The organism is Streptomyces sp. NPDC060209 (assembly GCF_042728155.1).
Taxonomy (GTDB): domain Bacteria; phylum Actinomycetota; class Actinomycetes; order Streptomycetales; family Streptomycetaceae; genus Streptomyces.
Genome location: NZ_JBHWZS010000274.1, coordinates 1 through 11,580 on the forward strand (window position 1 = coordinate 1; position 11,580 = coordinate 11,580).

The 11,580-nt window shown below is 73.5% G+C and carries 9 protein-coding genes and 1 pseudogene; 5 read left to right on the forward strand and 5 right to left on the reverse strand.

Features of this window, described 5'->3' with window-relative positions:
• The 4 genes and pseudogenes from ACFWFI_RS34215 to ACFWFI_RS34230 all read left to right on the forward strand — a co-directional run.
• A pseudogene (locus ACFWFI_RS34215) lies at positions 1-179 on the forward strand (ABC transporter permease); the annotation flags it as partial.
• A gap of 76 nt (positions 180-255) precedes the next feature.
• Positions 256-1,311 (forward strand): taurine ABC transporter substrate-binding protein, encoded by a 1,056-nt coding sequence (locus tag ACFWFI_RS34220; RefSeq protein WP_387398031.1) that lies wholly within the window; start codon positions 256-258, stop codon positions 1,309-1,311.
• Positions 1,295-2,131 (forward strand): ABC transporter ATP-binding protein, encoded by an 837-nt coding sequence (locus ACFWFI_RS34225; RefSeq protein WP_387398033.1) that lies wholly within the window; start codon positions 1,295-1,297, stop codon positions 2,129-2,131. Before ACFWFI_RS34220 ends, ACFWFI_RS34225 begins: the two co-directional genes overlap by 17 nt.
• A 64-nt stretch (positions 2,132-2,195) precedes the next feature.
• Complete coding sequence (locus ACFWFI_RS34230) at positions 2,196-3,131, forward strand: TauD/TfdA dioxygenase family protein (RefSeq protein WP_387398036.1); 936 nt, start codon at positions 2,196-2,198, stop codon at positions 3,129-3,131.
• A gap of 29 nt (positions 3,132-3,160) precedes the next feature.
• Here ACFWFI_RS34230 and ACFWFI_RS34235 read toward each other — a convergent pair whose 3' ends face one another.
• On the reverse strand, positions 3,161-4,594 hold the full coding sequence (locus ACFWFI_RS34235; protein WP_387398038.1) for an RsmB/NOP family class I SAM-dependent RNA methyltransferase: 1,434 nt from the start codon (positions 4,592-4,594) through the stop codon (positions 3,161-3,163).
• Positions 4,595-4,706: 112 nt separating this feature from the next.
• On the reverse strand, positions 4,707-5,639 hold the full coding sequence (gene fmt, locus ACFWFI_RS34240) for a methionyl-tRNA formyltransferase (RefSeq protein ID WP_387398040.1): 933 nt from the start codon (positions 5,637-5,639) through the stop codon (positions 4,707-4,709).
• Positions 5,640-5,898: 259 nt separating this feature from the next.
• Here fmt and ACFWFI_RS34245 point away from each other — a divergent pair, with 259 nt between their 5' ends.
• The gene (locus tag ACFWFI_RS34245; RefSeq protein ID WP_387398042.1) at positions 5,899-6,399 is read left to right on the forward strand and encodes a hypothetical protein; all 501 of its coding nucleotides are present in this window, start codon (positions 5,899-5,901) and stop codon (positions 6,397-6,399) included.
• A gap of 104 nt (positions 6,400-6,503) precedes the next feature.
• On the opposite strand, the gene ACFWFI_RS34250 is transcribed toward ACFWFI_RS34245, so the two are convergent.
• From ACFWFI_RS34250 to coaBC, 3 genes are all read right to left on the reverse strand, one after another.
• Positions 6,504-8,648: a primosomal protein N' gene (locus ACFWFI_RS34250; RefSeq protein WP_387398045.1), complete on the reverse strand. Its 2,145-nt coding sequence runs from the start codon at positions 8,646-8,648 to the stop codon at positions 6,504-6,506.
• Positions 8,649-8,789: 141 nt separating this feature from the next.
• Complete coding sequence (gene metK / locus ACFWFI_RS34255) at positions 8,790-9,998, reverse strand: methionine adenosyltransferase (protein ID WP_387398046.1); 1,209 nt, start codon at positions 9,996-9,998, stop codon at positions 8,790-8,792.
• 241 nt (positions 9,999-10,239) lie between these two features.
• On the reverse strand, positions 10,240-11,442 hold the full coding sequence (gene coaBC, locus ACFWFI_RS34260) for a bifunctional phosphopantothenoylcysteine decarboxylase/phosphopantothenate--cysteine ligase CoaBC (RefSeq protein WP_387398048.1): 1,203 nt from the start codon (positions 11,440-11,442) through the stop codon (positions 10,240-10,242).
• Positions 11,443-11,580: the final 138 nt, after the last annotated feature.

An 11,580-nucleotide genomic window follows, 5' to 3' on the forward strand; every position in this document is an offset into this window, starting at 1 on the left:
CCGCCGAAACCGTCAACGGACTGCCCGGCATCGGCGGCATGATCCGTGACGCCCAGCGCTACAACCAGTCCGACGTGGTCGTCCTCGGACTCTTCGCGATCGGCGTCTCCGGCCTGCTGATCGACGCCCTGCTGCGGGGTGCCGAGAACCGGCTCGCGCCCTGGCGCCGGCTTTCGTGACCCTCCAGCCCCGTACCACCCCTCCGGCTGCCTCCCTGTGCCGATCCCCTCCGACCAACGAACGAAGGACTACGCCATGCCCGGAACACGCGGTCTGCGCCGCACCTCCATGCTCGCCGCGGCTCTGGGGGCACTCGTCGTCGTCACGGCCTGCGGTACCGGCGGTGGCGGAGGCGGTGACGACCAGGGCGGCGGCAGTACGATCCGGATCGGCTACCAGGCCTTCCCCAGCGGCGACTTGATCGTGAAGGAGAAAGGCCTGCTGGAGAAGGCCCTGCCGGACCACACCATCAAGTGGATCAAATTCGACTCCGGGGCGAGCATCAACACCGCGTTCGTCGCGGGCTCGGTCGATCTGGCCGCGATCGGCTCCAGCCCGGTGGCGCGCGGTCTGTCCGAGCCGCTCAACATCCCGTACCAGGTCACCTGGGTGCTGGATGTCGCCGGTGACAACGAGGCGTTGGTGGCCCGTGACGGCTCCGGCATCAAGGACGTCAAGGATCTGGCGGGCCGCAAGGTCGCCACCCCCTTCAGTTCCACCTCGCACTACAGCCTGCTCGCCGCGCTCGACAAGTCGGGCGTGGACGCGTCGAAGGTCGATCTGCTCGACCTCGAACCGCAGGACATCGTCGCGGCGTGGTCGCGCGGGGACATCGACGCCGCCTACGTCTGGCTGCCCACGCTCGACGAACTCGGGAAGACCGGCAAGACCCTGGTCTCCAGCCGGGAACTGGCCGCGGCCGGGAAGCCCACACTCGACCTGGGGGTGGCGTCCACCGCCTTCATCGAGAAGCAGCCCGAGGTCATCACGGCCTGGCGCAAGGCCCAGGCACAAGCCCTGGACCTCATTCATGACGACCCGTCGGCCGCCGCCGAAGCCGTCGGCAAGCAGCTCGGGATCAACCCCCAGGACGCCGCCGCCCAGCTGAAGCAGGGCATCTTCCTCAAGCCGGCCGAACAGGCCGACGACAAGTGGCTGGGCCGCCCCGGGCAGGTGGGCGGCCTGGCGGAGAACCTGCACAGTGCGGCAGAGTTCCTGGCGGGACAGAAGCAGATCCCGGCCGCACCGGAGCTCTCGGAGCTGGAGAAGGCCGTGTACGTGGAAGGACTGAGCGATGCCGTCTCCGGATGACCGCCGAGCCGATGCCCGGGACGGCGTCCGGGAAGCCGCTGCGGCAACCGTCACGCCCGCCGTGTCCGTGCGTGGGGTGACCCATCGCTACGGTCGCGGCGCGGACGCCGTGACCGCCCTCGGCCCGCTGTCGCTCGACGTCCCGGCCGGGGAGTTCCTTGTGCTCGTGGGCCCGTCCGGGAGCGGGAAGAGCACACTGCTGCGGCTGATCGCCGGCTTCGAGCACGCCTCCTCCGGAGACGTGACCGTGCACGGCGGGGCACCGGAGCCGGGGCGTCATGCGGGTGTCGTCTTCCAGCAGCCACGGCTGTTCCCCTGGCGCACGGTCGGGGAGAACATCTCCCTGGCGCTGCGCTACGCGGGAGTCCCCCGGGCCGAACGCCCCGGGCGCGTCGAGGAGCTGCTGGAGCGGGTCGGGCTGGCCGGCACCGCACGACGCAGGACCTGGCAGATCTCGGGGGGCCAGCAGCAGCGGGTGGCCATCGCCCGGGCCCTGGCCGGCGGCAAGGACCTGCTGCTGCTCGACGAGCCGTTCGCCGCCCTGGACGCGCTCACCCGTGAGCGGCTCCAGGAGGATCTGCGCACGGTCAGCTCCCGGACGGGGATCACGTCGGTCTTCGTCACGCACAGCGTGGACGAGGCCGTGTTCCTCGGTACCCGCGCGGTCGTCCTGAGCGCCGGCCCGGGCACTGTCGCCCTGGACGTCCCCATCCCCCTGCCCCGTACCGGGAACGACGACCCGGACGGGCTGCGAGGGCTGCCCGAGTACGCCGCGCTGCGCGCCGAGATCGGCGCGGCGGTGCGCGACGCGGCCCGCTGAGCCGAGACGGGCCGCCCGTCCCGTGCGGGCGGCCCCGCACACCCCCACGCAGACAGGAGTCCCCATGTCCCTCACCACGTCCATCGGTTCCGGCCCCGCGCTGCGCGCCTCCCGGCTGCCTCCCGACGGGCTGTACGAGGGCCGCCGCGAGCTGCGCAGGCTGGCGCCGGGGCAGCCCGACCGGCCCTACACGCTGTTCGACGTCGTTCCGCTCGGTCCGGTCATCGGTGCCGAGATCGGAGGTGTCGACCTGACCCGCCCCATCGCGCCCGCCGTGCGCGAGGAGCTCGACCGGGCGCTGCTGGAGTGGAAGGTCCTCTTCTTCCGGGGGCAGCACCCCAGCTCGGCCGAGCAGCGTGCCTTCGCCCGCAACTGGGGCGAGCTGGAGACCAACCCGCTGCTGGCCGCCGGGGACGATCCGGAGGTGGCGCGCTTCGACCGCTCGTCCACGCCGAGCTTCGAGAACGTCTGGCACACCGATGTGACGTTCCGCGAGCGTCCCGCACTCGGCGCGGTCCTCCACCTGCGCGAGGTGCCTCCGTACGGCGGCGACACGATGTGGGCCGACATGGCAGCCGCGTACGACAATCTCCCGCCGGAGGTGAAGGCACGTCTGGAGGGGGCGCGCGCGGTGCACGACTTCGTGCCGGGTTTCGCGCGGTTCACCCCGCCGGAGCGCCTGCTCCCCTTCCAGGACCGCTTCCCGCCGGTCGAGCACCCGGTGGTGCGGACGCATCCCGACACCGGTCGCCGGATGCTCTTCGTCAACACCTCGTTCACCACCCGGATCGTGGGCTGGGACCAGGAGGAGAGCGACCGGATGCTGCGCCTGCTGTTCCAGCAGGCTCATGTGCCCGAGTACCAGGTGCGCTTCACCTGGCGCGCGGGCGACGTCGCGTTCTGGGACAACCGGGCGACGCAGCACTACGCGGTGAACGACTACGCCCCGCACCGCAGGGTGGCCGAGCGTGTCGCCGTCTCGGGCGACCGTCCGCGCTGACCGACGGCCCGCGCGGGTGCCGCGCCGCGTCAGCCCGTGCGGCGCAGCAGGGCCAGGTACATCGCGTCCGTGCCGTGCAGGTGGGGCCACAGCTGGATGTCGGGCCCCTCGCCCAGTGCGGGCACCCCGGGCAGCAGCGGACGGGCATCGACCCACTCCGCCTCGACCGGTGCGCCGCCGCGCCCCTTGAGCACGTCCTCGACGACGACCCTGGTCTCCGCGAGATGTGGCGAGCAGGTCGCGTAGCCGACGACCCCGCCGATCCGCACGGCCTTCAACGCCTCGCGCAGCAGGCCGCGTTGCAGGGGGGCGAAGCTCTCCAGGTCCTGCGCGCGGCGACGCCAGCGAGCTTCGGGGCGGCGGCGCAGCGCGCCGAGGCCGGAGCACGGTACGTCCATGAGGACCCGGTCGAAGGAGCCGGGCTGCCACGGAGGCCGGGTCCCGTCGGCGGTGATCACCTGGTAGGGACCCGGGTTGCCCGCCAGAGTGCGCTCGACGAGCCGGGCGCGGTGCGGCTGCTTCTCCGCGGCCAGCAGGGTGGCCCCGCGTCCGGCGGCGAGCGCGGCCAGCAGCGCGGCCTTGCCGCCCGGGCCGGCGCAGCCGTCGAGCCACCGGGTGTCCCTGCCCTCGACCGGTGCGGCGGCCAGGGCGGCGGCGACGAGCTGGCTGCCCTCGTCCTGCACGCCGGCGCTGCCGTCCTGTACGGCGGCGAGGGCACCGGGCTCGCCGCCCTCGGCCATCCGCACGGCGTACGGCGACCAGCGGCCCGGAAGGCCGCTCTCCTCGCCGAGCGCCTCCAGCAGCTCGTCGGTGGTCGAGCGGCCGGGGCGGGCGACCAGCGTCACCTCGGGGCGCTCGTTGTCCGCCTCGAGCAGGTCCTCGATCCCGGCGCGTCCGCCGCCCAGGGCGTCCCAGAGCGCCGAGACGACCCAGCGGGGGTGCGAATGGACGACGGAGAGGTGTTCCTCGGCGTCCTCGTCGTACGAGGGCGCGACGCGCTCCACCCATTCGTCGAGGTCGTGCGCGGAGACCTTGCGCAGCACAGCGTTGACGAACTTGGCGCGGCCCTCGCCCAGCACCACCCGCGCCAGCTCCACGCTGGCCGAGACGGCCGCGTGGGTCGGGATGCGGGTGCCGAGCAGCTGGTGGACGCCCATGTTGAGCACGTCGAGCACCGGCGGGTCGACCTCGCGCAGCGGCCGGTCGATGCAGGCGGCGACGATCGCGTCGTAGGTGCCCTGACGGCGCAGGGTCCCGTAGACCAGCTCGGTCGCCAGCGCCGCGTCCCTGCCCTCGAAGTCGCCCTTGGCACGCGCCTTCTTGAGCAGTGGGGGGAGGACGAGGTTGGCGTAGGCGTCGCGCTCGTCGACTGCCCTGAGCACCTCGAAGGCGAGGAACCGGACCGGGTCCTTCTGGGGCCGGCGGTGGGTCTTGGCGGGACGGCGACGCTGCTGGTCGTTCACGTGAAAGGTGCTCCGCTGATGGTGAGGGGGCGAACCCGTCCAGCGTACGTCGCCGGCTCCCCGACGCCCGTCCCGAGGCCGTCGCCGGCCCCGGGGCGCCCGCCCCGGGCCCTCAGAGGCCCAGCAGCTCACCGTGGGCGATGCGCACGCCGCGCGCCCAGTCGGCGGCCTTCATCGGCTTCTTGCCCTGGGGCTGGACCCAGAGGAGCTCCACGGCGTGCGAGCCGGTGCCCACGTACACGTTGTTCTTGCCCGCGGACAGCTCGCCCGGGGCCAGATCGGTGCGGTCCAGGACCGGCGCGGCCTGGACCAGCTTGAGGCGTTCCCCGCGGAAGAGGGTCCATGCCCCCGGGGCGGGCGTGCAGCCGCGCACCACACGGTCCACCCGTAGCGCGGGCTCGGACCACTGCACCTGGGCGTCCTCGACGGTGATCTTGGGCGCGAGGGTGACGCCCTCGGCGGGCTGCGGGACGGCGTGCAGGGTGCCGTCCTCGATGCCGTCCATGGTCGCCGCCAGCAGTCCGGCTCCGGCGAAGGCGAGCCGGGTGAGCAGATCACCGCTGGTGTCGGTGGGCCGGACCTCCTCGGTCAGGACGCCGTACACCGGTCCCGAGTCCAGCCCCTCCTCGATCAGGAAGGTCGACGCACCGGTGACCTCGTCCCCGGCCATCACCGCGTGCTGCACGGGCGCGGCCCCGCGCCACGCGGGCAGCAGCGAGAAGTGCAGGTTGACCCAGCCGCGCGCGGGGACGTCGAGCGCCACCTTGGGCAGCAGCGCGCCGTACGCGACGACGGGGCAGCAGTCCGGCGCGATCTCCCGCAGCCGCGCCAGGAAGTCCTCGTCGCGCGGCTTGGCCGGCTTGAGGACCTCGATGCCCGCCTCCTCGGCCCGTTCGGCCACCGGGCTGGCGACCAGTCGGCGCCCCCGTCCGGCCGGTGCGTCGGGGCGGGTCACCACGGCGGCCACCTCGTGGCGGCCGGAGGCGATAAGGGCGTCCAGAGCGGGAACGGCGACCTCGGGGGTGCCTGCGAAGACGAGCTTCATGGGTGGCGGACTGCCTCTCGGGCGGAACGTACGTGGCGAGCAGCACACCAGTCTAGGGGGTGCCCCCGCGGTCCCGCCCGGCCTGTCCGGGCCCGGCGGCCGGGGGGCGTACGCAGGCCCGTGCGCCCCGCGCATAAGCACATACGCCCCTATTGCGTGACCACATGGCCGGGTGACGCGTTGGTCAAGTGAGATTGACCGAAGTGGACCGCCCCCGCGCGGTCCGATCCCTTTCAACGCCGGTTCGAGAGGCTTGTTCATGGCCGACCACGCAACCCACGACGCCCAAGCGCGTGCCAGTCTGCACCTGTTGGTGCGGGACATCGAGCGGGTCCGGCGGCAGGTGGACGCGCTGCGCACCCTCACTGCGCAGCTGGGCAACGTCTACCGTCCTCGCCGCTCCGGCCCCTCCGCGGGCTTCGTCGTCTACGGGAGGGCGCCGGCCCCGACGGTCCGGCTCGCCCAGGAGCTGCGGGACAGCGTCGAGACCCTGGTCACCGCCGCGGTGGACTTCGACCGCTCGCTGGGCTTCTCGTGGGACGCCGTGGGCTCCGCCCTCGGAGTCACCAAGCAGGCGGTGCACCGCCGTTACGGCGCACGCCGCAGCACCCCGCAGCCGGGGCCGGCCGAGGCCGCTCCTGAGAACGAGACCCGTGCGGTGCCGGCCTCCTCCCCCGTACCGGCCGTGCCCGCGGCCCGCTCCATGCCGCCGCAGCCGTCGGACCGTCCCGGCGCGTTCCCCGGCCCCCGCAACGGCTGAGGGCTGTCCCGTGATCCCCGGCGAGCCCGTCCGGCGACGCAGGACACACGGCCCGCCGGACGGGCCGGGGTTCCGCTGACACACGGCGCCCCTCCCGGGCCCTGTCAGCCGATGTCCGGCGGATCGATCCTGATCCGTACGGGATCCCCGGTGCCTCTGGCCGTCCGTGCTGCCTGCGCCGCCTTCAGCGCGGCCGCCAGCGCCGCTCCCCGCCCTGGCGGGACCCTGACCAGCGCCCGCTCCCAGGTCTCGCCGGGCGGTGCGTCCCCCTGTCTGCGGGGCCTGCCGGGGGTGGCTCCCGGCACCGGCACCGGGCCGAGCACCTCCGCCTCGGGCGGCAGCTCCGCACCGGCGAGGTAGGCGGCCACGGCCTCCGGCGGTCCGGTCACCGAAGCCATTCGGGAGACCGGCGGGAAACCGAGCTCCGCGCGTTCCGCGAGTTCGCGGCGGGCGTGGCCGACCGGGTCCCAGCGGACCAGGGCCTGCACGGGCCGCAGCGTCGGCTCCGCCACGATCACCACCGTGCCGCCCTCCGGCTGGCCCCGCACCAGTGCGGCCGCGGCCGTCCAGCGCCGCAGCGCCTCCTCGCCCGCCCGCAGGTCGGGCCGGCCGACCATCGCCCAGCCGTCCAGCAGCAGCGCCGCCGCGTAACCGCCCTCTGCCACCGGCTCCGCCCCGGGAGTGCTGACGACGAGGGCGGGCTGGCCGGGCACCGAGTCCAGCACATGGTCCCGCCCCGACGTCCGCACCGGGACGGCGGGAAACGCCCGCCCCAGCTCCTCGGCGGTCCGCCGGGCGCCGACGATCTGGGCCCGCAGCCGCACGCCGCCGCAAGCCGTGCAGCTCCAGGCCGTCTCGGCCCGCCCGCACCAGGCGCAGTTGAGATCCTGCTGGTCCGGCGCCTGCAGCGGCCCCGCGCAGTGCCGGCACCGCGCGGGTTCACGGCAGCGCTCGCAGGCCAGCCTGGGCGCGTAACCCCGGCGTGGCACCTGGACGAGCACGGGACCGCTGCGCAGGCCGTCCCTCACGGTCTGCCAGGCCAGGCTGGGCAGCCGGGCCGAGCGGGCCGCGCCGTCCCGCGCGAGCTCCCCGTCGCCGACGGTGCGCACGAGGGGGGCCGCGATCCGCAGCTGCTCCCGGTCCGCGCGCAGGGGCAGGGCCCAGCCGCTCTCGACCAGCTGGGCGGCCTCCACCGTGCAGCTCGTCCCGCCCAGCAGGAACGCGCAGCGACCGTGCGCCGCCCGCAGCTCCAGGACCTCCCTGACGTGCGGGAAGGGTGCGTTGTCGTCGCTGTGGCTGGAGTCCCCGTCGTCCCAGAGGGCGACCAGGCCGAGGTCGGCGACCGGGGCGAACATCGCGGCCCTTGTCCCGACCACCGCGCGCACGGAGCCGCGCGCCACCGCCAGCCACTGCCGGTAGCGCTTCTCCGGTCCGGAGTCGGCGGTCAGCAGCGCGTGGCGCCCCTCCCCCAGCACCGCGGTGAGCGCGGCGTCGACCCTCCCCGCGCTCCGCCCGTCCGGCACGACGACGAGCGCGCCCCGGCCCGAGGCCAGGGTCGCTGCCATGGCGCGGGCGATCTCCTCGGGCCAGTGCGGTCCGGGCAGCGCGGTCCACACGGCCCGCGGCGCCCCTCCCTCCGCGAGCGCCCGCAGGAATCCGGGGCCCTGGGCATACCGCTCCCAGGACCCGGGCGACGGGGCGGGGGGCGCCGGCAGGGGCGCGGGCGACGGCTTGCCCTCGGCGCGGCCGTTCCTCGGTGGCACGGCAAGCTGGAGCACGTCCGCGAGGCTGCCGGCGTAGCGGTCGGCCACGGCCCGCGAGAGATCGAGCAGCTCCGGGCCGAGCACCGGCTCGGGTGAGACGACGTAGGCGAGGGCCGCGAGGGCGCCCTGGTAGTCCGACGAGGCCCGCCGCTCGATCAGGAAGCCGTCGATCAGCCCGCCGCCCTCGCGCCTCCCGCCGCGGACCTGACGTCCTCCGGCCCCGAACCGCACCCGGACGCGGACGCCCGGCTGCGCGTCGGCGTCGAGCTCCTCGGGGACGGCGTAGTCGAAGTACTGATCGAGGTGGAGTGCGCCCTTGTTCACCAGGACGCGGGCGACCGGCAGCTCCTCGGCGAGCGGGGCGCCCCGCCAGGTACGCGGCTTGGCCCGCGGCACCTTGGCCCGGCGCACCGTCTCCCGGATGAACGCAAGCTGCTCCGGTGCCCCGGACCCGGGCTCCTCGGACCGCTCGTCGTCGCTGCTCACAGCCACATTCCTACCAGACGCCACTGACACGTCCCGGCCGTCGTCAAGAGCTGCCCCCTGCCCCCCTGGCGGCCGCACACGCCGGGGCCCCGGACACCTCGTACGGTGTCCGGGGCCCCGGCGTGAAGGACTGCCGGCGTGCTACAGCCCCGCCGCCTCGCGCAGCGCGTCCACGCGGTCGGTGCGCTCCCAGGTGAAGTCGGGGAGCTCGCGGCCGAAGTGTCCGTACGCCGCGGTCTGGGCGTAGATCGGGCGGAGCAGGTCGAGGTCGCGGATGATCGCGGCCGGGCGGAGGTCGAAGACCGCGCCGATGGCGTGCTCGATCTTCTCCGTGTCGACCGCGGCGGTGCCGAAGGTCTCGACGAACAGGCCCACCGGCTCGGCCTTGCCGATCGCGTACGCGACCTGGACCTCGCAGCGGGTGGCGAGCCCGGCCGCGACGACGTTCTTGGCGACCCAGCGCATGGCGTAGGCGGCCGAGCGGTCGACCTTGGACGGGTCCTTGCCGGAGAAGGCACCGCCGCCGTGACGGGCCATGCCGCCGTAGGTGTCGATGATGATCTTGCGGCCGGTGAGGCCGGCGTCGCCCATCGGGCCGCCGATCTCGAAGCGGCCGGTCGGGTTCACCAGCAGGCGGTAGCCCTCGGTGTCCAGCTTGATGCCGTCCTCGATGAGCTGGTTCAGGACGTGCTCGACGACGAACTCGCGGATGTCGGGCGCGAGCAGCGAGTCCAGGTCGATGTCGGAGGCGTGCTGCGAGGAGACGACGACCGTGTCGAGGCGGACGGCCTTGTCGCCGTCGTACTCGATGGTGACCTGGGTCTTGCCGTCCGGGCGCAGGTACGGGATGGTCCCGTTCTTGCGGACCTCGGAGAGCCGGCGCGAGAGCCGGTGCGCGAGGTAGATCGGCAGAGGCATCAGCTCGGGCGTCTCGTCGCAGGCGTAGCCGAACATCAGCCCCTGGTCGCCCGCGCCCTGCTTGTCGAGCTCGTCCTCGTCGCCCTCGACACGCTTCTCGTACGCGGTGTCGACGCCCTGGGCGATGTCCGGGGACTGCGCCCCGATGGACACCGAGACGCCGCAGGAGGCTCCGTCGAAGCCCTTCTTGGAGGAGTCGTAGCCGATCTCCAGGATCTTGTTGCGCACAAGGTTGGGGATGTCGGCGTAGGCCTTGGTCGTGACCTCACCCGCGACATGCACCAGACCAGTGGTGATCAAGGTCTCGACGGCGACGCGCGAGGAGGGGTCCTCGGTCAGGAGCGCGTCGAGAATCGTGTCGCTGATCTGGTCAGCGATCTTGTCGGGGTGGCCCTCGGTAACGGACTCCGAGGTGAAGAGACGGCGGGACACATCGCTCCCTGGGGTTGCAGCGGCTGCTGGCTGATCATTGATGGAACTCCGGGAGCTGCGCCCGGCACATTCCGTCGACCAGTTTATCGGTCGCTTCCGGTGATTGGGTCACGCGTCTCGCCCCTTGGGAGGTCTGTGACCTGCGGCACTGTTGACGGCGGTACGACAATCCCTCCTTCCGGGTGCGAGATATAGGCCGATTGTCGTGACTTTCCTGCCGCCGGAGCGGCGCTTGTGCAATCTAACCGAAACGCGCCGCCACCAGGTCCCACACCGTGTCGGCAAGCGCTTCCTTGGGCCCGTACGGCACAACGGTCTCGCCGCCGTCGGCCCCGAGCACGACCGCTTCGTTCTCCTCCGACCCGAAGGTCTTGCTCTCCCCCACCTCGTTCACGACGAGAAGGTCACACCCCTTGCGGCGGAGCTTCTCGCGCCCGTTGGTGAGGACGTCGTCGGTCTCGGCGGCGAATCCGACGACGACCTGCCCCGGCCGGGCCCGGTCCGCGGCGACCTCGGCGAGGATGTCGGGATTGCGGACGAGCGCGATGGGGGCCGGTTCCTGGCCGTCCTTCTTCTTGATCTTCCCCGTCGCGTAGGCGGTGGGCCGGAAGTCGGCGACCGCCGCGGCCATCACCACGACATCGGCGTCGGCCGCCGCCTTCAGCACGGCCTCGCGCAGCTGGACGGCGGTCCCGGCACGCAGGACGTCGGCGCCCGCGGGATCGGGGAGCCCCGTGTTGGCCTCGATCAGCGTCACCCGGGCCCCACGCGCGACGGCGGTGCGGGCGAGGGCGTAGCCCTGCTTGCCGGAGGACCGGTTGCCCAGGTAGCGCACGGGGTCGAGCGGCTCACGGGTGCCGCCCGCGCTGATCACCACGTGACGGCCCGCGAGGTCGGGGGCGCCGGGGCCGCGGGTCAGCACGCGCCGGCAGACCTCGAAGATCTCCCCCGGGTCCGGCAGCCTGCCCTTGCCCGTGTCCACACCGGTGAGCCTGCCGACCGCGGGCTCGATGACGACGGCGCCGCGGCGGCGCAGGGTGGCGACGTTCTCCTGGGTGGCGGGGTGCTCCCACATCTCGGTGTGCATCGCCGGCGCGAAGACGACCGGACAGCGTGCGGTGAGCAGGGTGTTGGTGAGGAGGTCGTCGGCCAGGCCGTGGGCGGCCTTGGCGAGCATGTCCGCGGTGGCGGGGGCGACCACGACGAGATCCGCTCCCTGCCCGATCCGGACGTGCGGCACCTCGTGCACGCTCTCCCAGACCTCGGTCGACACGGGGTTTCCGGAGAGGGCCGACCAGGTGGCCGCCCCGACGAAGTTCAGCGACGCGTCGGTCGGCACGACCCGTACGTCGTGGCCGGACTCGGTCAGCCTGCGCAGCAGTTCGCAGGCCTTGTACGCGGCGATGCCTCCGCTGACCCCCAGGACGACCCTCGGCTTCTCCACTGCGTCTCCCCGCACTCGTGTTCTCCGCGCACTCGCGTGCGGCCTCATGACGTACGCACCCCATGCTGCCTCACGGCCCCGGATCCGCTCCGGCGGGCCCGGGGCCGGACACACCACAGGCCCGGCGGTGACAACCGC